Annotated in this window: 14 protein-coding genes and 2 pseudogenes; 10 read left to right on the top strand and 6 right to left on the bottom strand. The window is 71.5% G+C overall.

What is annotated here, in order from left to right; genetic code table 11:
- Nucleotides 1–109: 109 nt before the first annotated feature.
- Complete coding sequence (locus EDD30_RS32945; protein WP_071806469.1) at nucleotides 110–1,309, top strand: acyltransferase family protein; 1,200 nt, start codon at nucleotides 110–112, stop codon at nucleotides 1,307–1,309.
- Here the strand turns inward: EDD30_RS32945 and EDD30_RS32950 are convergent.
- A complete protein-coding gene (locus tag EDD30_RS32950) occupies nucleotides 1,219–5,415 on the bottom strand; it encodes an alpha-(1->3)-arabinofuranosyltransferase (protein WP_170208297.1) in 4,197 nt (1,398 codons plus the stop codon). The genes EDD30_RS32945 and EDD30_RS32950 overlap by 91 nt on opposite strands.
- Before the next feature lie 154 nt (nucleotides 5,416–5,569).
- Between EDD30_RS32950 and EDD30_RS32955 the strand changes: the two are divergent.
- A pseudogene (locus EDD30_RS32955) lies at nucleotides 5,570–6,715 on the top strand (glycosyltransferase family 4 protein); the annotation flags it as partial.
- A 290-nt stretch (nucleotides 6,716–7,005) separates the two neighbouring features.
- Here the strand turns inward: EDD30_RS32955 and EDD30_RS39500 are convergent.
- A pseudogene (locus EDD30_RS39500) lies at nucleotides 7,006–8,556 on the bottom strand (MmpA family trehalose lipid delivery protein); the annotation flags it as partial.
- Between the two features lie 48 nt (nucleotides 8,557–8,604).
- On the opposite strand from EDD30_RS39500, the gene EDD30_RS32965 reads away from it, so the two are divergent.
- The 5 genes from EDD30_RS32965 to EDD30_RS38535 all read left to right on the top strand — a co-directional run bounded on the left by EDD30_RS32965 (nucleotide 8,605) and on the right by EDD30_RS38535 (nucleotide 15,248).
- Entirely contained in the window at nucleotides 8,605–9,942 is a 1,338-nt protein-coding gene (locus tag EDD30_RS32965) for a hypothetical protein (protein WP_071808354.1), read from the top strand.
- A complete protein-coding gene (locus EDD30_RS32970) occupies nucleotides 9,875–12,322 on the top strand; it encodes a fibronectin type III domain-containing protein (RefSeq protein WP_071808355.1) in 2,448 nt (815 codons plus the stop codon). The genes EDD30_RS32965 and EDD30_RS32970 overlap by 68 nt, the downstream gene beginning before the upstream one ends.
- Nucleotides 12,323–12,669: 347 nt before the next feature.
- Nucleotides 12,670–13,779 (top strand): catalase family protein, encoded by a 1,110-nt coding sequence (locus tag EDD30_RS32975; RefSeq protein WP_071808356.1) that lies wholly within the window; start codon nucleotides 12,670–12,672, stop codon nucleotides 13,777–13,779.
- Between the two features lie 569 nt (nucleotides 13,780–14,348).
- Nucleotides 14,349–14,576 (top strand): hypothetical protein, encoded by a 228-nt coding sequence (locus EDD30_RS32980; protein ID WP_071808357.1) that lies wholly within the window; start codon nucleotides 14,349–14,351, stop codon nucleotides 14,574–14,576.
- 144 nt (nucleotides 14,577–14,720) lie between these two features.
- A complete protein-coding gene (locus EDD30_RS38535) occupies nucleotides 14,721–15,248 on the top strand; it encodes a hypothetical protein (RefSeq protein ID WP_143162937.1) in 528 nt (175 codons plus the stop codon).
- Nucleotides 15,249–15,683: 435 nt separating this feature from the next.
- Here EDD30_RS38535 and EDD30_RS39505 read toward each other — a convergent pair whose 3' ends face one another.
- Nucleotides 15,684–15,848, bottom strand: coding sequence for a hypothetical protein (locus EDD30_RS39505; protein WP_170047590.1), 165 nt, complete (start codon nucleotides 15,846–15,848; stop codon nucleotides 15,684–15,686).
- 60 nt (nucleotides 15,849–15,908) lie between these two features.
- Between EDD30_RS39505 and EDD30_RS32985 the strand changes: the two genes are divergently transcribed.
- Nucleotides 15,909–17,021, top strand: coding sequence for a hypothetical protein (locus tag EDD30_RS32985; protein ID WP_071808358.1), 1,113 nt, complete (start codon nucleotides 15,909–15,911; stop codon nucleotides 17,019–17,021).
- Between the two features lie 11 nt (nucleotides 17,022–17,032).
- Here EDD30_RS32985 and EDD30_RS32990 read toward each other — a convergent pair whose 3' ends face one another.
- Nucleotides 17,033–17,191, bottom strand: a complete 159-nt coding sequence (locus EDD30_RS32990; protein ID WP_211277958.1) for a helix-turn-helix domain-containing protein — start codon at nucleotides 17,189–17,191, stop codon at nucleotides 17,033–17,035.
- A 215-nt stretch (nucleotides 17,192–17,406) separates the two neighbouring features.
- Between EDD30_RS32990 and EDD30_RS32995 the strand changes: the two genes are divergently transcribed.
- Nucleotides 17,407–18,735: an FAD-dependent monooxygenase gene (locus EDD30_RS32995; RefSeq protein WP_071808359.1), complete on the top strand. Its 1,329-nt coding sequence runs from the start codon at nucleotides 17,407–17,409 to the stop codon at nucleotides 18,733–18,735.
- Entirely contained in the window at nucleotides 18,732–19,565 is an 834-nt protein-coding gene (locus EDD30_RS40095) for a TetR/AcrR family transcriptional regulator (protein ID WP_071808360.1), read from the top strand. The genes EDD30_RS32995 and EDD30_RS40095 overlap by 4 nt, the downstream gene beginning before the upstream one ends.
- Here EDD30_RS40095 and EDD30_RS33005 read toward each other — a convergent pair.
- On the bottom strand, nucleotides 19,474–20,037 hold the full coding sequence (locus tag EDD30_RS33005; protein WP_071808361.1) for a dihydrofolate reductase family protein: 564 nt from the start codon (nucleotides 20,035–20,037) through the stop codon (nucleotides 19,474–19,476). The genes EDD30_RS40095 and EDD30_RS33005 overlap by 92 nt on opposite strands.
- 124 nt (nucleotides 20,038–20,161) lie before the next feature.
- Nucleotides 20,162–20,506, bottom strand: a complete 345-nt coding sequence (locus tag EDD30_RS33010; RefSeq protein WP_071808362.1) for a PucC family protein — start codon at nucleotides 20,504–20,506, stop codon at nucleotides 20,162–20,164.
- Nucleotides 20,507–20,537 lie beyond the last annotated feature (31 nt).

Genomic DNA, 20,537 nt, shown 5'->3' on the forward strand with positions numbered 1-20,537 from the left:
ACCTCCACTCCAGCCGGCCGACTGCTGTCCCGCATGAGGGAGGCCGTCGCCGATAATGGCCGGGAGGTTACTCGCCGGTCACATAGTTACGGAACCCTTGGACGGCCCAATGTCTGCACCGATTTCGACTGCCACGCTGCATCGCGTCCCCGCTCTTGACGCGGTACGGGTCATCGGGGCGCTCGCGGTGGTGGGGCACCACGTCGGCTTCGCGACGGGGGTGAACACCGGTGGCGGACCGTGGGGTGGCTGGTTCGCCCGGATGGACGCCGGAGTGGCGGTGTTCTTCGTGCTTTCCGGATTTCTGCTGTACCGGCCCTGGGCGCACGCTCAGGCGTCCGGCAAACCCCGTCCGGGCACCGGCCGCTACCTCTGGCGGCGAGCCATGCGTGTGCTTCCGGCATACTGGGTGACGGTGGCGGTGTGCCTGCTGGTGCTGCCGCGCAACGACGACGCCACCCCGGCCGACTGGATCCGGCACGTCACGCTGACCCAGATATACGGGCCCGATCACCTGCAGCACGGCCTGAGCCAGACCTGGAGCCTGGCCACCGAGGTGGCCTTCTACGCGCTGCTGCCGCTGCTCGCCGCGCTGCTGGTGAGCGGACGCAAGCCGACCGGGCGGCCGTGGCCGATCATCGCCGGCGGGTTCTTGATCACCGGCACGTGGGTGGTGCTGATCGGCGCCGGGGTGCTGTCCGGGAGCCTGCACACCATGTGGCTGCCGGCGTACGGCCTGTGGTTCGGCAGCGGCATGGCGCTGGCCGCGGTGCACGTGGCTCTACGGCACGGGCACCGGCCGCGCTGGCGCTTCCTGGACGAGATCGGGGCGGCGCCGCTCGCCTGCTGGGTGAGCGCGCTGGCGGTCTACGCGATCGCCACCACGCCGATCGCCGGTCCCCGGGACCTGGCCGAGCCGACCGCCACCGAGTTCGGGCTCAAGCTGCTGTTGTACTCCCTCCTGGCGATCCTGATCATGGTCCCGCTGGCGTTCGGGCCGCACACCCGGACCAAGGAGATCCTCGGCAGCGGCGTGGCCCGCTGGCTGGGCACCGTGTCGTACGGCCTGTTCCTGTGGCACCCGTTCGTGCTGGAGGAGTTGTACGCGGTGACCGGACGGCCGGAGTTCACCGGGCCGCTGCTGTCCACGTACCTGATCACCGTGGGCGGCGGGCTGACGCTCGCCGCCCTCAGCTACTACCTGGTCGAGAAGCCGGCTCAGCGTTTGAGCCACCGCTGGCCGGGACCGCCACGGGCCAGGACCACGGAGAGCCAGAGCGTCACGGTGGAGCCGAGCGCGGCCAGCTGAGGCAGCGCCGCGGTGTGCCCGCCGAGGCGCATCGCGAGCAGGCCCGCCAGCGCGAAGAACCCGACCGGCAGTAGCCAGCCGGCCAGCCGACCGAGCCGGCGCAGCCGCCGGTCGTGCCGGCCGAGGTACGGCTGGAGGATCCGTGGCACCAGCACAGCGGCCGTGCCGAGCAGGGCCAGGCCGGCCGCCGCCACACCGCCCACGGCCACCAGCGCGACGCCGCCGAACAGCGCCGGCAGCAGCAGTCGGCGGCCCCGGCGGCCGGACGCGGGCACCAGCACGGGCGGGCCGCCCCCGCCCCGCCCGGCCAGGGCGCCGGTCACCGCGACTCCGGCGAGGAGCACGGCGCCACCGCCGATGGCGGCGACGTAGAGCCGGTCCGGCCCGAAGCGCAGCACCACCTCGCCGCTCGCGCCGGGCGGCACGAGCCAGGCCTGCTGCCAGCCGTCGACCACCACGGACGGCAGCGCCTCGCCGGCCATGCTGGCGGTCCAGCCGACGTTCGCGTTCTCCCGCAGGGCGATGACCCGCTGGTTCGCGTACTCGTTCACGTGCAGCCGGCGGATCGTGGCGTCCCAGGCGTCCACCCGTACCGGGGTCTGGGGGCCCGTCCCGGCCGCCGCATCGCGCCAGGGCACCACGCTGCGCCGGTTGCCCGTGGTGCTGCCCGTCACCGGCGTCATGACCAGGCTGCCGGGCGTGGCCAGCTTCGAGGCGGTGGCCACGATCCGGGTCTCGCCGGAGGCTACCGGCACCGGGTCCGCCGCGCCGGCGCCGCACGCCCGAGCCTCGACCTCGCGCAGTTCGAGCAGGTCACGGCGGCTGGCGACGAGCGCCGTGGCGCGGGCGACGCCGTCCACCACGACATTCGGTCCGCTGCCGCAGCCCAGGTCGATTCTCGTGGTTTCCGGCGCCCGGGCCGGCGCGCTGTCCGGCAGCGCGGTGAACTCCCCGACCGCCACCGGCAGCTCCCGCTGCATGTTGCGGTACGGGTCGTAGGACGCCGCGGACACCGTGTCGGCGATCAGCACGGTCAGTTCGTCGGTGCTCATCGGTGGGTCGAAGACCAGCGTCCCGCCGGCGTCCAGAAAGCCGTTGCGGACGTCCCCGTCGCCGATCGCGGTGATCTGCCACGGCCGGGCCGCCGCCGTCTCGGCGCCGACCGTCAGCCGCACTCCGGAGATCGTTCTGGTCGCCGGCCAGACCATCCGCAGCCACGGGTGCCGATCCTCGTCGGCGGCGTACCAGGCGGTGTCCGGATCGCCGTCGGCGACCGCGCCGGGGCGGGCGGCCGGCTCCAGCACGCCGATGCTGGACGCGGTGACGGTCGGGGTGATGCCTTCGGCCAGCGCGGCCCGGCCGCCGGCGTCGAGCAGCGCGTTGAGCGCCGAGCCGGGACGCGGGCGGGCCTTCACGGTGAGGTCGTATCGCGCGGCGACCGGCACGGTAGCGGTCCGGTCGATCCGGGTGCCGTCCTCCGAGGCGCGGGCCAGGTCGCCGTTGCAGACCGGGCGGCGGTTCACGAAGTAGCAGGCGGGCACGGCCGGCGCGGCGGTGAAGACCATGCCGGGCGCCACGCCGGCGACCGGGCTGGGCGGCACCACGAGGGTCCGCTCGGCCCGCAGCCCCGGGATGGCCAGCTCGGTGATGCCGACGCCGCCGAAGCCGAGGCGTACGTCTTTCACCTGGTCGAACTCGACCCGGATCCGGTCAGAGCGCGTAGCGGCGCTCAGTGGCACTGTCGTCGTGGCGCCGGTGACGTCCCGGCTGACCGGCGGATTCGACCCGGAAGTCACGGTGATCCGGGTGGGTATCGAGTCGGTGCCCAGGTCGAAGGTCAGCTGCACCTCGCGGATGAGATGGGCGCCCGGCAGGCGTACCTCGAACCACTGCTCGGTGGCGAACGTGCCGGGGGCCGAGCGCCACGAGGTGCCGACGTCGCCGTCGAGCGCCGCGAACGGCTGGTACGCGGGCCGCGCCCCGGACAGCGGTTGCGCCTCGGCGAACGAGCTGGAGGCGGTGACCGTCTCGATGCCCCGGTATTCGACCACCGTCTCGTTGCCCTCGCTCCACGCGGGCAGGTAGTCGCGGGCCGGCGCGCCCAGCCGGGCCTGCTCGCCGGCCTGCATGGTGGCCGAGGCGCTGTCGTGGGACAGGCCGAAGGACACCTCCTTGCGGCGCAGCCCGTCGGTGAGCAGCACCGACCCGTCGGCGGTCTCCTCGGTACGGTCCCCGGCCAGCACCGTGGGCCCCGCCGGTAGCGCTCCGGCGGCCGCCGCATCGAGCACCGACTCCGGACCGCCCACCACCGTGGTGAGGTCGCTCGAGTCGTACGCCACCACCGGCGCGACGGTCTGCGTGACCTCCCAGACCTCCAGCGCCCGGACGCGCGGGTTGAGCCCGTTGTCGACGAAGACGCCGGGCAGGCGGCCGCCGCCCACGTACGGACCGAACCCGGTGACCTGGCGCAGTCCCGGCGAGCGGGCCAGCGACTCACGCACAATCGTCGGCTGGGTGGCGCCGGAGCGGCCGTAGTCCAGGTCCGAGCGCAGGAGCAGGTAGCGCACCCCGGAGCGGGCCAGGAACTGCGCCAGCCCGGCCGAGCCGGCGCCGCTGGTCAGGGTGCGCTCAATGGCGTCCAGGACCCGGATGGTCTGCGGCGGAGCGAGCGGGATCGAGCTGCGCACGCCCCACCGCTTGTCCAGCAGCGGCTGGGTGATCTCGTCACTCGGGCTGCCCCACAGGTAGCGCGGGAAGCGGCTGCCCGGGACCACCAGCACGTGCTCCTGGTCGAGGTGCCGGTTGAGCCAGCCTGACGCCTCCCGCCAGTAGCCCGGCACGGACTGGAAGCTGCCCTGCGCGGCCAGCCCGCCGCCGAGAGCGGGCGCCGCCACCCCGGCCACGCCGATCAGGGCCATGCCGGTCAGCGTGGCCGCGCGCCACCGGGCCGGGCCGACCCGCGGGCCGGTGGCCGTGCTCGCGGCCCGGGCGACCACCGTGAGGAGGTGCGCCATGCCGAGGATCAACGGCAGTCGGACGATCACGTCGAACTTGTGCACGTTGCGCAGCGGTGCGCCGGCCCCGTCGAGGAACGCCCGTTGGGACTCCGCGAACAGTCCGGAGACCGCCCCGACGTGCCCGAGGCCGACCAGGGCCAGGCCGGCCAGCAGGCCGGTGACCAGGAACCACCGGTGCGGCATGCCGCGGCGGGCCAGGCCGGCGATGCCCAGGCCGGCCACCACCAGGGAGGCCACGACCAGCGGCCGCTCGGTGGCCAGCCGCCAGCCGGCCGTCCACGGCGGGCCGAACGAGCTGCTCAGGTACGCGTGCCAGTGCGACGCCCCGCGCAGCACCGAGACCATGTCGGTGGGCGCCGTGGTCACCGTGCCGGTCTCGATGTAGTCCAGGAACGGCGGGCTGTACCGGCCCAGCAGCAGGAGCGGCACCACCCACCACGCGGTGGCGCAGCCGACCGCGATGCCCCAGGCGATCAGCGCCTTGATCCGCAGCGGGAACGGGCGCAGCCCGAGCAGCCAGAGGCCGGCGAGCGGGATCACGGCCAGGACTGCGGTCGCGTTCACGCCGCCGGCGCACGCCACGATGAGGGCGGACCGGGTGACCGAGCGCAGCAGCGGTGCGCCCTGGGCGAGCCCGACGAGCGGGACCAGCACCCACGGCGCCAGCGCGCTGGGCCAGGCCTCTACCGAGATCGGGCCGAGCTCGGTGATCATCCTGGGGGAGAGCGCGAAGGCGGCGCCGGCGATCAGCCGAGCCCACGGCGAGCCGATGCCGAGCCGCTCGGCCAGCTTCACCAGGCCGGTGCACGCGACCGTCATGACCACGGCCCACCAGAGCCGCTGGATCACCCAGGCCGGGATCGCGAGCAGCTTGCCGACCAGGTAGAACGACCCCATCGGCCAGAGATAGCCGTACGCCTGATTCTGCAGCTGCCCGAAGGTGCCGGCCGGATCCCAGACGTGCAGCGCCCGGGCCAGCCATCCGGCCGGATCGACCGCCAGGTCGACCTTGGTGTCGATCACGGTCAGACCCGGGTCCTGCAGGAACGCAAGCGCGGTCAGGCCGAGACAGACCGTCAACAGGCGCATCCGCCAGACCGAACGGGGAACGGCATCACCCACTTCGGCGGAGTCGACACGGTTCAGTGGGTGATGCATTCTCCTCCTTTTCACCGATGTGGGGCTACCGGGCGGCCCATAGTGTGACGCGGCCAACAAATGTTACTCACCGGTAGAGGTGAATGTGGACATATCAGCCGCAGCAAACCGGCACGTCATGTTCCTCAACTGGCGGGACACCCGCAATCCCCATGGTGGCGGATCCGAAGTGTATGTGGAGAAGATCGCCGAGGAGCTGATCCGCAGGGGATACCTGGCCACGCTCTTCTGTGCAGCTCACAGCGAGGGTCCGGCAGATGAGACGACGGCCGCCGGGCTGCGCGTACTGCGCCGCGGCGGCCGGCACACGGTCTACCTCTGGGCCGCGCTCACCTACCTGCTCGGCGTCCTCGGCTTCGGCCCGCTGAGCCGGCGCGGTGGCCGGCCGGACGTGCTGGTCGACGTCGGTAACGGCCTGCCCTTCCTGTCCCCGTTGTGGTGCCGTCGTCCGGTCATCGCCCTCGTGCACCACGTGCACCGCGAGCAGTGGCCGGTCGTGCTGACGCCGCGGCTCGCCCGGATCGGCTGGTGGATCGAGTCAAGGCTGGCGCCGCGGGTCTACCGCAAATGCCGCTACGTCACCGTCTCCGCCGCGAGCCGCGACGAGCTGGCCGTGATCGGCGTCGACCCGGAGCGCGTCACGATCGTTCACAACGGCACGCCGGAGATGGCCCCGGCCGCGCCGGTGGCCCGTACGCCGGAGCCGTCCCTCGTCGTGGTGGGCCGCCTCGTGCCGCACAAGCGGGTCGAGATGGCGCTGGACGCGGTGGCCGCCCTGTCCCCGCAGTTCGCCGGCCTGAGCCTCGTGGTGGCCGGCCAGGGCTGGTGGGAGGACGAACTGCGGGAGTACGCGGAGGGTCTCGGCATCGCCGACCAGGTCCGGTTCGCGGGCTTCGTCAGCGACGAGGAGAAGCGCGTCATGATGAGCGAGGCGTGGCTCGCACTGACCCCCTCGCTCAAGGAGGGCTGGGGCCTCACCATCGTGGAGGCGGGCGCGGTGGGCACGCCGAACATCGCGTTCCGGGGCGCCGGTGGGGTCGAGGAGTCGCTGGTCGACGGCCAGACCGGCCTGCTGGCAGAGGATCACGCGGACTTCATCGCGAAGGTGCGGCTGTTGCTCGCCGACGACGCGCTGCGCATCGAGATGGGCAGCGCGGCGCGGGCCCATGCGGACCGGTTCACCTGGGAGTCGGCGGGGGAGAAGTTCGCCGCTCTGGTCGAGCAGCCGAGGGTGGGTGGTCCCGGCGCTTCGCGCGTCGGGACCACGCACTCACCTGGTGCCGTAGACGCCCGTCTCCAGGACGTCCTTGGTCACCTGTTCCTCGTTCACGCTGCCCGCCGTCGCCTGGGACGAGCCGGCGAGGCTGTTGACCAGCGCCGCCGTACCGAGTGCGCCCAGACCAAGGGCGACGACCCCGGCCAAGAGCAGCGGAAGGGCTCTGCTCATCATGTGACTCCTCCTCGAAGCTTGTGAGCTCTGCGTGGGCGGGGACGCTACCACCAAGTAACTTCCCTGCGAAGAGGGTTCTCGTACAGGTCCAAGTGCGGTCCGTCGTGAATCAGCCGGAGGCCCGCCAGGGCGGCATCCGGCACCGGGAGCCCTCCGGCGACCTGCTGCACCACCACCCAGCGCACCCCCAGGCCGGACAACGGCGCACCGGAGGCCAGGGCTTGCCGGACCGCGCCGGCCCGGTGGTCCTCCCCGGCCACGACCAGATTCCCCACGACCAGCCGGTCGTCGGTCAGCACCTCGGCGTCGAGATAGCGCGGCAGCGGATCCAGCACGGTCCGCCGGAGATTCCAGGAGTAGGTGTGATAGGCGGCGAGCGGCAGAGAGAGCACCTCACCCGGGCGGTCGTCGACGATCCGGGCCACCGCCGCGAAGTCCGCCGGGTAGGGCACCGGCCGCAGCCGGCCGGCGGCGCCGTAGGCGAGATCCGGTTGCAGGGCCACCGGCAGCAGCAGGACGCCGGCCAGCACCACCCTCGCCGCGCTCTCCTGTCCGGTCCGGTCCCGGGCGACGGCCGCGGCGCGTTCGGCGCCGAGGGCTGCCAGCAGGCAGAGCAGGAGGGCGTACGGCAGGACGAACTTCTGACCGTCGCGCAAGAGGCCGCCCCCGGGCACCGTGGCGACCAGCCACTCCAGAGCCGCCCGGCCGCCCGGCAGCAGCACGAACGCGGCGATCAGGAAGCCGCCGCCAGCCAGTACGAGCAGGCGTGCCGCGACGCCGGCCGGCCAGCGGTCCCGCAGCGGACGCCAGCCGGCCACCGCGAACCCGACCAGCAGCAGAGTGCCGAGCGGGGCCAGCACCGAGGCCCGGCTGGGCAGCGTGGTCTGCGCGTTCCAGATCCCGCCGGTGCCGGCCAGCGCGCCCAGCGGACCGCTCCAGCCCTCGCCGCGGACGGCGAAGGCGGCGACGCCGGCCGGGTCGCTGCGGGCGTCGGCGTCGGTCAGGACGGCGGCGATCAGCCAGGGCGCGTTGAGCAGCGCTGTCCCGGCCACCGCCACGACGCTCAGGACGGTGCGGCGGGCGGCCAGCACCGCGACGGCGGCCAGGGCGAGCACCCCGCCGGTCGGCGTCACCGCGGCCAGGGCACCGAATCCGAGCAGCGCGGGCAGGGCGCGGCGGTCACCCTCGCGAACGCGCAGGACGGCGGACACTATCCAGGGAAGGGCGGCGTAGGCCAGCAGCAGTCCCCACTGCCCGAGCAGCAGCCGCTCGGCGAGGTACGGGGTCCACGCGTACGCCACCGCGGCGGTCAGCCGGGTGCCGAGCCGCCCCGCCGGGACCAGACGGCCCGCGCCGAGCGCCGCGAGGAGCAGCACCGCGGCCAGCACCACCCGCTGCACCAGCCAGCCGGGCACCACCTGGGTGGCCAGCGAGACCAGCGCGTCCAGCGGGACCGCCCGGGGCAGCGTGGCCGACGGCGCGACGAGTTCCCAGCGCAGCGGCTGACGTGGCACGAAGACCATGTCATAGGAGAGGACGTAGCCCGGTGCGGCCAGCGGCGCGAGCACCAGGACGGTGACCACGAGCGCCGTCGCCGGGAGCGCGAGCCGTCGCAAAGACACGACTCAGTTTGATCCACGCAACGACGACGGGAACCGGGACGGGCAGGAATGGCGAAAGGTAACGGGATCGGCACGGCGGGACTCGCGGTCACCGCCGCCGGCGTGCTGGCCAACGCGCTGGCGTACGTCGTACCCGTGCTCGGCGCGCGTACGCTCACCGCCGCCGACCTCAGCGCGCTGGCCACGCTGCTCGCGATGACCGCGATCGCCGGGGTGGCCAGCACCGGGCTGCAGATCGCGGTCGCCGTGCACCGGGCCCGCTCGGGTCCGGTGCCCACCGCCCGCTCGGCGCTCTACACGGTGCTCGGCGCGGCCTGCGCGCTGCTGCTGGCCATGCCGATCGCGGTCGCCGTGCTGCACCTGCCGGCCGCCGCGACCGCGCTGGCCGCGGTTTCCACGGTGGGCGTGGTCGCCGCCGGTCGGTGGCTCGGCGAGATGCAGGGCGACCAGCGGTTCCTGCCGCTCGCGATGGGCATCGCGGTGGTGGCCGGCGGACGGTACGGCGGCGTCGTCCTGGGCCTGGCCGCAGGCTTCGGGCTGACCACGTCGCTGCTCATCGGCGCGGCCACCGCGATCCTGGCCCTGCCGGTGCTGCACCTGCTGGCCCGCCGCAAGGGCGTACACAAGGAGGGAGAACCGCTCCCGCTGCGTGCCGTGCTGACCGCCGGCGGCGCGACCCTGGCCATGCTCGTCGTCTCGTACGCCGATCTGCTGCTGGCCCGCCGCTTCCTGCCGCCGGACGCCTCCGGGGCCTACGCGGTCGGCACGGTCCTCACCAAGGGCGCGCTCTGGGCGCCGCAGGTGGTGACCATCCTGGCCCTGCCTCGGCTGGCCCAGGGCAGTCGGCGCACGCTGGGGCTCAGCCTGCTGCTGGTCGGTGCGTGCGGCGCCGTGCTGGTGTCGGCCGCGGCCCTCGCCGGCGGCCTGGCGTTCCGGCTCGCCGGCGGCCCGGACTACGTGAACCTGGGCCGGCACGCCTGGATCTTCGCGGCCACCGGCGCCTGCTACGGGGTGGTGTTCATGCTGGTCAACGCGCAGGTGGCGGCCGAGGCGAAGTGGTCGTCGGCGCCGCTGGGCGCGGTCACCGCGGTGTTCGTGCTCGTCGCCTGGCTGGTGCTGCCGCACACCGTCGAGGGCATCGCGCTGGGCGCGCTGGGCGCCGCCGCGGCCGCCCTCATCGTGATGGGCGGGTTGGTGGCGCTCCGAGTTCGGACGTCCGTTACCGAAGTGCGATCCGAAGATGAAAGCCTTTCTGTGCACCGAGAAGCGGACGGGGGCCGGAGAAGTGCACAGGGTGGCGCGGCGAACGCTGGGGTGTGTGCTGGCGGTCTCGCTGACGGTGGTGGCCATGGCGGCGGCAGCCGCACCGGAGTCACCGGCCGATGACGGCGGGATCGCCGCCGACAAGCTGACCGCGATGTTCCACCGGTACGGCGACACCTCGGGCACCTGGCTCGGCGCCGACCGGACGGCCTCGGTGCCGCTGCCGGACAGCCGGACCCTCTGGCTCTTCTCCGACACGTTCCTCGGGAGCCCGGGCGCGGACGGCTCCCGGCCCCGCACCTCCGCGCTGATCCACAACTCGGCGATCATCCAGACCGGCACGGAACTCGGCCCGCTGCGCGCCGGCGGTACGCCCGCAAGGCCGGATTCGCTGGTGCCCACCGAGTCGGACGACGAATTCCACTGGGTCGGCGACGCCGCGGTCACCGCGGGCACCGTGCAGGTGCTGGTGAACCGGTATCGGCGTACCGGGGCCGGGCCGCTGGACCACAAGCTGACCGGCACCGGGCTGACCACCTTCGAGCTGCCCGGCCCGTCACCCGGCACGGTCCGGGAGTTGCCGCTGGGCACCCGCGTCTCGTGGGGTTCCGAGGTGATGCCGGACGGAGAGTGGACGTACGTCTACGGCACCGAGGCGGCCGGTGCCATGAAGTTCGCGCACCTGGCCCGGGTGCACGGCACGGACCTCACGCGCTCCTGGGAGTTCTGGACCGGCACGAGGTGGTCCACCGCGGAGGCCGAGTCGGCGCGGCTGCTCAGCGGCGTCGGGACGAACTACGGCGTACGCCGGGTCGGCAGCCACTACGTCCTGGTCACCCACGAGAACAATCTGACCTTCAGCGCAGACTTCGTGGCGTACACCGCGAAGTCGCCCGCTGGGCCGTTCGGCGGGCCGCACTACCTGTTCAGCGCGCCCGAAGTCCGGGCCGGGCACATCGTCTACGACGCCGACCTGCACCTCCACCTGGCCCGCAAGGGCCGGCTGCTGATCTCTTACAACGTCAACAACCTGGACGAGGCGGTCACCTACGCCGACGCAAGCATCTACCGGCCTCGGTTCGTCGAGGTCGAGTGGCCACCGGCCGGCTCCTCGGCCCGACGCCCGGCGGCGCCGCAGGGACTCACCGCCTCCGCCGACGGCGCCGGCACCGCCGCCCTGGCCTGGCAGCCGGTGCGCGGCGACGGCATCACCTACCGGATCTACCGGCGCGACGTCACGGACGGGCAGACCCATTTCGTACGCCTGCCCGGCGAAGGGCCCGGCCCGGCGACGAGTTTCCATTCGGACTTCCTGGTCAACGGGCACGACTACGAGTTCGCGGTGACCGCCGTGGCCGGTCACCGGGAGAGCCCGCTGTCGGCCACCGCGACGATGCGGGCCACCGTGCCACCCCCGGGCGCCCCGACCGGGGTGCGCGCCGAGTCCCGACCGGACGGTCGGGTCACCGTGCACTGGGAGCCGATCCCCTTCGTCCAGCTGTTCAAAGTGTTCGGACGGGACCTCACTGCCGGACAGGAGACGGCGTCGCCGGCCGGCGCGTACCCCGGCCTGAGCGCCACGATCGGACCGCTGCGGCACGGCCACCGGTACGACATCACGGTCGTGGCCGTCGGCGGCGGCGGCGACAGCAAGCCGTCCCCGCCCGTACGCGTCACGGCCACCGTGGCCAAGCCGCCGGCACCCGGCCGGCCCACCGCCGAGGCGCAAGCCGACGGCTCGATCCATCTGGCCTGGCAGCAGGCCGCGCCGGAGATCGGCTACCGGATCTACCGACGCGACCTGACCCGGGGCGAGACCCGGTGGGGGCCGCCGGGCCTGGCGATGGGCACCACCTTCGAGACCGGCCCGCTGACCCACGCCCACGAGTACGAGTTCGCGGTCGCGGCGGTCAACGACGGCGGGGAGAGCGCGTGGTCGCCGACGGTGACCGCCACGGCGAATGTCGCCGCCCCGGACGAGGTGCCATCGCGGCTCAAGGCCGAGGCCGGCCCCGGCCTCGTCGAGCTGACCTGGCAGTCCACCGGCTCGGCCTGGTACTGGCTGTTCCGGCGGGACGTGACCGCCGGCGAGCGGGAGTTCGTCCGCGAGGAGGTACCGGTCGAGGGCACCGAGGCGACCGTGCACAACCTGATCGACGGCCATGTGTACGAGTTCCAGGTGGCCGCGTTCAGCGACGGCGGCGTCGGGCCCCGGTCCACGGCGGTCGAGGTGCGCCTCCCCGCGTCCATGCCGACCCGGATCGTGGCCCGTAGTGACAGGGCCGGGGTCGCCACCGTCACCTGGCAGGAGAACCGCGCCGGGCTGCTGTACCGGATCCAGCTGCGGGATGCGAGCGCCGGCGAGGACTGGCGTTTCGACCCGTTCCCGGTGTCCGGCAACCGCTTCGAGACGGCCATGCTGACCAGCGGGCACCGGTACGAGTTCCGGCTCGTGCTGCCGGACGAGTCGTTCTCGCCGATCGCCGCCACCACGGTGAAGTGACGAGCGCATCCTCATGAACATCCACACGTCGGCGTGACCCGCCGGGGACTCGACCTCGAGGGCAGGGCGGCGCGTGTGCCGGCTTCGATCGTGAGCACGATGGGGATGACCGTGCAGGAGGTCAACCGCCTGCGCCGTCGGCTGCGCGAACTGGCAGAGCGGATCGCCTGAGGCTCGGCCGGGGAGTGGCGTTGGACTCATCGCGCACAAAAGGATCGTGCACAATTTAATGCCGCACTATCTTTCTGGTGGGCGGTGATCCGCTTCGTCCGAGGAGTCGGGTGGCTCTCGCATCCGCACGTTTCCGACCTCGGACGGGACTCCGGCATCAGGACAGGAGAGGCAGCATGAGGTTCGTCAAGTACGACGAGTACCCCCAGCACGTTCCGGCCGACTTCGCCGAGGAACTGGCCCATCTGGTCGGCATGGTGGCGCAACGCACGCGGGACTCGGTCGAGAGGCAGAAGGCCGGTCGGGCGGTGCGCACCGCCCACGGCAAGACGTACGGCCTGGCCCGGGCGGTCGTCACGATCCCCGAGGTGGAGCCCGAGTACGCCCAGGGCATCTATGCCACGCCGGGCACCTTCGAGGCCGTCGTGCGCTACTCCAACGGGCTGGGCCACTTGCGCGCGGACCCGTTCCTCGGCCCCGCGTGCGGCATGGGAATCAAGATGTTCGGCGTGCCCGGACGGTCGCTGCTGGCCGACGAAGCGGACGACACCACATTCGACTACAACCTGATCAACAACACCACCTTCTTCTGCAACACGGTGAAGGACTATCTGGTCATCGAACCACTGTTCGCGCAACTCCCCGACGCCCTGGTGTCCCCGGAGACCCGCCGAGCGTGGCTGCACGACTTCGTGACCCGCGCCGGGGTTCTCTCACCGGACACATGGCTCTGGGACGAGCTGCTGTCGATGCTGTCGTTCACCTCGATTCCGCGCAAGAACCTGATGCTGTACACGTACTGGAGCATGGGTGCGTTCCGGCACGGCGACTACATTGCCAAGATCCGGGCGATCCCCACCCAGACCTCCGCGGCCGGCGTGACCCACCCGACCGTGGACGTGGCCGCCGATCCCGAGGCCTACCGCAACACGCTCGTTGCGGAGTTGGGCGAGCGCGCCCACAGCTTCGAGCTGCAAGCCCAGCTCTGCACCGATCTCGACCTCATGCCGGTGGAGAACACCTCGCGCGAGTGGCCCGAACGGCTCTCGCCGTTCGTGACCGTGGCGCGCATCGACATTCCGCGCCAGGACATCTCCTCGGACGACAACCTCGCCATCGCGGACACCACCTCCATCACCCCCTGGCGGGTGCGCGAGGAACACCGTCCCCTCGGCGAGATCAACCGGGTGCGCGAGGAGGTCTACCGACAGTCGTCCATCATCCGGCACGCGCTCAACAACCAGCCGCGCCGCGAGCCGACCAGCGGCCATCAGTTGCTGGGCTGAGCGGCCGACCACCTGCCGCGCCCTCACCTTGATGCACCTGGGATCGGGTCGTCCGCACCGGTTCGACAGGACATCAGGCGTATGCACCGGTGACGTGAACGCCGGGCACGTCGCGCATCAGCGTGACGTTCGTGCGGCTCGCGTCCCCCGACCGCGTCGGCAGATGGTGCGAGTAGGTTCGGCAATCGGGACTCCTCGAGCCTGGCGAGCCCGACCACGAGCCGCCCGGCGGCGGTAGCTCAGGTCATCGCGCGGGGAGCCGCAGCAGCGACACCAACCCGCGCACCGACGCGCACGGGCGCTGAATCCCTGCGTAAACCACCAGGAGCCCCGGCGGAACCTGCCGACTTCCCAGGACGGTCGCCGCCGGGGCTTCGCTGTGACCCACTCGGGCCGACCGGAGGCTTCCGCTTCGACGGTGACAGCCTCACCCTGCTCGGGAAGTTGCCCTTCGCTGCGACCAAGCCGGGCCCGATGCCGGCGGTCACCACTGGCCTCAGTCGGGCGGCCCGAATTCCAGTCTCACAGCGTCGCCGTAGTCGCCCTTCGCGCCGAAGGCCTACGACGCGTTGTCACCGACGACACCATGGGCGCGTTACGCCTGCTCGTCGACCGCCGTCGACCAGCTCGGCCGCGCCCGCACCGAAGTGGTCTCCCACTTGCATCACCTGCGGCTCGAACTGGTGCCCGGCGACGCGAAGAAGGACTTCTCAGCTCAGCAGGCCCGCGCTCTATTCAACACCGTCCGTCTCCGCTCCGTGGTCGGCACGACCCGCCGCTGGCTCGCCTCGAACTGATCCACGAGCTCGTCGTCATCGACAAGAAGATCAAACCGCCTGCGTCCCGATCTGCTGGCGCCGACTGATCAACTGGACCGGGTACGGACGGTGCTGAGGGCAGTTAGGGACCCTTGGCGCCGTGCCATGATTCATACTGCCGTCATGATCCCCCGGTCCCGCGTCAACGCCGCCGCATGCTCGATGGTCGCCACGCTCGCCGCTTGCGTGCTCGCCGGCTGCGGCGAACCGGGACACGTGCGCTGTTCGGACCGCGAAGAACAGCGAGTAGAAGTCCTGGCCCGGCTTCCGATCCTGCAGGCGCGTCCTTCATCCACCGAAGCCGCCGACGCCTACTCGGGCTGCGGAGAAGACGACTCCGGGGATGCGATCGCTCCCTACGCCGCTCAGCGCTACCGCAGCACGTTAGCGGAACCCGACATCCGCTCCTTCTACTGGGACGAGCTGATGAAAGACGGCTGGCGCAACGCCTCGCCCGCCATACCCCCGGAGATAGCACCGTCGCTCGCTTTCCAGCGCGGCGTGTCATGCCTGGTCAAAGACGTCGATGGCGCAGAGGCGGTGTTCACCATCTCATTCGACCCGCCACCAAGCGCATCGCCGTCTCCAGTAGCACCCATGACATATACCGTCGAGGCGACTGATGGTAAGCCTGTGCTGTCTGGCTGTTGACCTTTGGCCTCGCCAGTATCGCGTCCGTCGCCGACCCATATTCCGTTGAACGCTCGCCCTACCTGGCAGCCCGAGAGAAGACCCCTACAGAAATCTCAACGGATGCGCTCATGCCCGTCGAACGAGACCGACCTTCGCACGTCACGATGATCACCACCAATCAAAGAGACCGTGTTGGAAGCAGTAGCCGCCGTATGGTGCTTCGTCCGCATCGGCTGCCGCACATCTGTTGGCTACAACCAACGCGGCCGGAACAGCGCGGCCGGAACAGCGCGGCCGGAACAGCGCGGCGCACGGGATACTTCGGAGTGTCCGGCGGCTTGCTTCATCTGGTATCCGTGACGACCAGCGCTGCCGGTATTGCGCCGGTGGATGCGCGACGTACACCGCGAGACGCTCGACGCGGCGCCGTGTCGGCGGCTGCCCTCTTCGCTCTCAGATGTTGTCTTCGAGGGCCTTGCGGAGAACGGCCTCGATGGCGGCTTGGCGTTCGTCTTCGGGCGTAGGTGGGTTGGGTTGCGTCTGGATGGGTGCGGTGAGGGCGGACATGCGTAGGCCGTAGCCGGTCCGGTCGGTAGCTCTGACGATCAGGTGTGGCATCGGTGGAGCGGGCCAGCTGAGCAGCAGGTACTCCTCGTCGGAGTCGTCGACGTCGTTGTCGTGCAGGCGGTCGCGTCCGCGGGCGCCATCGGCGTCGCTCTGGGCAACGATGGCCCCTTCCAGGAGTCGCAGCCGAGCGACTCCGGCCACCAAACCGGCACCCGCGTCCGGGTTCTCGCCGGCGTCGTCTATGGCGAGCGCGTCGCCTGGGTCGAGTACAGGGCGGGCCGGCCGGACTCGGACGGCCGTCTTCCGGTCGACCTCTTCCTGCACGTCAAGGGTGAGGACGGTGATCTGGTCACTGTCGACGTGCCGACCTACAACCCGTACTTCGAGTGCGATGTGCACCTGATGCGCTTGCACGGCGACGCCCTGCTGGTGATCTACACCGAGAAGCACGACACCATCGCGCTGCGGTTGGTCGGCGATCGGATGGAGTTACGCGAGATCGACGACGATCTGCTGGTGCACGGCGACGTGGTGGCATACCGGCCGTACAAGGCCAACGTGGGCGTCCTGGACCTGGCCGGGTTCCAGGCCTCGGTCCCGTTGCCGGTGGTGACCGAAGACTTCACTCTGACCGACGCGCACCGCGCCCTGCTGCCTGGTCCGGAGCAGTACGGCTTCCCGGCGCGGGCGGCGGTGTGGGCACGGCTGCGCGAGCTGCTGACCGTGACCGGGCCGGTGCCGCAGTACGGAGTGGAGGTGCTGATCGGCGCGCTTGCCCAGCCGTACTGGTTCGCCCCGCCGACCGAGTACCACTACGGCGCATTGTTTCGATGGTCGAGGACGTCCGATGGCCCGTGGTGGCTGCCAGCCGCCTGGTACCTGCACCTGGCCTCGCGGCCGCACACCACGTCGGCGGCGCAGGCCTGGCTGGCGTGGCTGGACCGGCTCGTTGTCGACGCCGCCCCCACCCCGGCCTGCGGTCTCCACGGCTGGCAGTCCGGGTGGACGGTGACCGAGGGAGCCGCCCAACTGGCTATGCACTTGATCCGCTATCGGGCCGGGCTCCTCGCCGGCATGTGCCGCGCCGGCGCGCTGACAGACGGCTGGTGGGGCTGGGAGGGCAAACGGTGGGCGCATTCGCTGCCGGTGCAGGAGTTCCCGCCGGGGTTCGTGGCGGTGTGGAATCGGCTGCCGAAGAGACGCGCCCCCACCCGCGATTGGTGAGCCAGGGATTGTCAGATCCAGGTGTCGGCGAACGGCGGACGGACGCCGAGTTTGTGGTACACCCGGCCCAGGTGGCTCTCTGCGGTGCCGACCGAGACGACGAGCCGGTCGGCGATCTCGCGGTTGGTCCGGCCGCCGGCCCTGCAGCCGACGTGCCGAGGATCGATCACGACGCAGCGTCCGATGTGGCCTCACGCTCATTCTGGACGGCCTGGCGGGGCAGGTCGTCCGTGAAGAAACGACCCGCGCTCCGCTTGACGTATCGATGCCGTGAGCACGGTCGCCTGTCCGGGCCGGTGTCACGCCGGCGAATTCGTGCCGGAGGCTGCCAGGGTGCGCATGCCGCAAGACGACAGGCACGCTCCGCACGCCTAGAGTCTCGGCCATGGTCTCCGCAGGCAACGCCGTGGTGCTCGGCGCCAGCATGGCCGGGCTGATTGCCGCTCGGGTGCTGAGCGATGCGTACGACACGGTCACGATCATCGACCGGGACACGTTGCCCGAGACGGCAGCGGCGCGGAGGGGGGTCCCGCAGTCCCGCCAACTGCACGTGCTGCTGGCGCAAGGCCGGCGAGCGCTCGTTGAGCTCTTTGACGGCCTCAGCGACGAATTGAGCGCCGCCGGCGCGCCGCAGGTCGACCTGCACAATCAGGTGCACTGGTGCAATGACGGCTACCCGATGCGCCGAGCCGCTTCGGACCTGATCGGTGTGGGGATCAGCCGCCCGCTGCTGGAAGCCACGGTGCGCGCCCGGGTACGGAAACTGGCGAACGTCCGTTTCTTCCCGCCCGCCGAGGCGACCGCGCTGTTGCACACCGACGACCGCAGCCGGATCACCGGTGTGCTTGCGACGCTGCGCACCGGCACCGAGTATCGCCTCCACGCCGACCTGGTGGTCGACGCCTGCGGCCGGGCGTCGCGCAGCCCGGTGTGGCTGGCCGAACTCGGTTACCCGGCCCCAGCGGAGCAGCGGGTCCCTGTCGACGTCACCTACGTCACCCGTACCTACGAGCGCGACGCCCGGCATCTCGGCGGTCTGCTCGGCGCGCTGACCAATGCCGTGCCCGGCCGCCCACGCACCGGCATCGTCGCTGCGCAGGAGGACGGCCGCTTCGCGGTGGCGCTCAGCGGGATGCTCGGTGAGCAGCCTCCGCTGGACGACGAGGGCTTCACGCGGTTCGCCGAGTCCCTGGGCATGCCGGTGATCAGCCGGTTGGTGCGCGACGCTGCCCCCGTGGGCAGTCCGGCACGGATGCGCTTTCCGGCGAGCGTGCGCCGGCGCTATGAGCGACTGCGCCGCTTCCCGCTCGGCTATCTGGTGGTCGGCGACGCCATCTGCAGTTTCAACCCTTTGTACGGCCAGGGCATGACGGTCGCCGCCACCGAGGGACTGCTGCTGCGCTCGCTCCTGCAAGGCGGCCCGGATCGGCTGGCACGGCGCTTCTTCCGCGGCGCGGGGAAGCTGATCGACGGCCCGTGGTCCATTGCGGTCGGCACGGACTTGCGCTTCCCGGAGGTGCCAGGGCCGCGCTCGCCGCGGGTACGGCTGATCAATGCGTACGTGCACCGGCTTCACGCGGCCGCCCGCACCGACGCCGTGCTCGGAGCCGCCTTCCTGCGCGTGCTCAACCTCGTGGACCCGCCGACCCGGCTGCTGCGCCCCGCGATCGTGCGCCGGGTGTTCCGGGCGCGGCTGCGCAGGAGCGACGATTGACCAGAACCCGCCTGACCGCCGGAGAGCGCCACGAGCGGCTGCTGACTGCCGCGGTCGCTGCCTTCGCCCGGGGCGGCTGTGCCGGTACCACCGCAGATCGGGTGGTCCGGTTGGCCGGCGTCTCGCAGCCGTACGTGATCCGGCTCGCCGGCTCGAAGCAGGCGCTGTTCCTGGCCGCCCTCACCCGCGCCACCGACCGGGTGGAGCAGTGCTTGCGCGACTCCGCCGCCGAGCGTGCCGATGCGGAGCGACTCGGTGCCGCCTACGACGATCTGCTGGCCGAGCGGGTATCTGTCGCGGTTCTGCTGCACGGTTTCGTGGCCGGCGCCGACCCGGCCATCCGGCCGACGGTGCGCGGCTGTCTCGCCCGGATCTACCGCACGGTCCGCGAGCTGACCGGCGCTGATGAGGATGAGGCCTGCCGCATTCTCGCGATGGCCATGCTCGTCACCACCCTGAGCGCGATGCGGATCATCGGACCGGACTCGGTGGCGCGCGAGCCGTGGATGACCGAGCTGATCGGCGGACTGGATGTGAAGCGGACCGGCTCGCTCTGCAGTTCCATGCCCGTCCTTCCGATGGCGGGTTTGTGCAGTTCAGACCTGTTGATGACGGTACTGAGCGGAAGGTGTGGCGGCATCTTCCATGCTGCGGACTTGTGCCGCGCGGGATGGGCCCGGCCGGACCGGCCCGGGGGAAGCCGGGTCAGGCCGGGCCCCTGCTGCGAGCGCCGGGCAGCTACTGAGCGGCGCGGTGGTGCAGCAGTACGTTGCCGCTGGCGAAGGTGCGGGCCTCGACGAGCTCGAGACGAACGCCTTCGACGTCCTTGAAGAGCGGCTTGCCGTTGCCCAGGGTGACCGGGGTGAGCGCGATGAGGTAGTCGTCGATCAGTCGCGCCTGCGACAGCTGCTGCACGATCGTGCCGCTGCCGAAGATCACCACGTCACCGCCGTCGCTCTCCCGCAGGCTCTTGACCTCGGAGAGCAGGTCCTGCTCGGCGAGCCGCGAGTTCACCCACTCGAGCTTGTCCAGGGTGGAGCTGAACACCACCTTGGTCATCTCGTTGAGTTCCCGGGCCATCATGCGCGCGCCCTCGGGGGCGTGCGGGTTGTCGGCCATGGCCGGCCAGACCGCTTCGAACAGCTGGTACGTGCTACGTCCGAACAGCACCGTGTCGGGCTGCATCATGGCGTGGATCGCCATGTCGACCTCGGGGTCCTGGACGAACCAGTTCATGTTCCCGTCGGCGGCCGCGTACGCGCCGTCGATGGACATCCGGTTGAACATGAAGATCTTGCGCATCGTTCTCTTCTCTCTGCGATGGAACCAACATGGGTGTTCGAGGGGTGAGATCAGGTCGCGGGATGCCCGGGTGGTCCGGGGCTGAGGGGATCACGCCGGTGCGGCGCACTCGGGGCACGGGCCATCAGACCTCGGCGTGTGCCATGCGCGGTTGCGAGGAGACCCGCTCCATCAGGGTGAGCACCAGCACGGCGGCGACGATCAGTACGCCGGCGGCCACCCGGAAGGCCAGCACGTACCCGTCCGTCAGAGCGGCGTTGTCCAGCGAGGCGGCGTCGCCGCCCGAGTGCCGCAGTGCCAGCATCATTAGCACCGCGAGACCCAGGCCGCTACCGACCTGCTGCACCGCCTGCTGCACGCCCGAGGCGAGGCCGGCGTCCTGGCCGGTGACCTCGTGCAGGGCCGCGTTGGCGATGGCCGGGCCGACCATGCCGGCGAACAGGCCGAACACGAGCATGCCGGGCAGCACGCCACCGGCGTACGAGCTGTCCGGGCAGGTA

The organism is Couchioplanes caeruleus (assembly GCF_003751945.1).
GTDB lineage: Bacteria > Actinomycetota > Actinomycetes > Mycobacteriales > Micromonosporaceae > Actinoplanes > Actinoplanes caeruleus.

What these genes read in the sequence shown, in the direction of transcription:
- EDD30_RS39505 (WP_170047590.1), bottom strand. Translation starts at nt 15,848, where the DNA reads ATGCCACACCTGATCGTCAGAGCTACCGACCGGACCGGCTACGGCCTA.
- EDD30_RS32975 (WP_071808356.1), top strand. Translation starts at nt 12,670, where the DNA reads ATGAGGTTCGTCAAGTACGACGAGTACCCCCAGCACGTTCCGGCCGAC.
- EDD30_RS32965 (WP_071808354.1), top strand. Translation starts at nt 8,605, where the DNA reads ATGGCGAAAGGTAACGGGATCGGCACGGCGGGACTCGCGGTCACCGCC.
- EDD30_RS33005 (WP_071808361.1), bottom strand. Translation starts at nt 20,037, where the DNA reads ATGCGCAAGATCTTCATGTTCAACCGGATGTCCATCGACGGCGCGTAC.
- EDD30_RS32950 (WP_170208297.1), bottom strand. Translation starts at nt 5,415, where the DNA reads ATGCGCCTGTTGACGGTCTGTCTCGGCCTGACCGCGCTTGCGTTCCTG.
- EDD30_RS32945 (WP_071806469.1), top strand. Translation starts at nt 110, where the DNA reads ATGTCTGCACCGATTTCGACTGCCACGCTGCATCGCGTCCCCGCTCTT.
- EDD30_RS38535 (WP_143162937.1), top strand. Translation starts at nt 14,721, where the DNA reads ATGATCCCCCGGTCCCGCGTCAACGCCGCCGCATGCTCGATGGTCGCC.
- EDD30_RS32995 (WP_071808359.1), top strand. Translation starts at nt 17,407, where the DNA reads ATGGTCTCCGCAGGCAACGCCGTGGTGCTCGGCGCCAGCATGGCCGGG.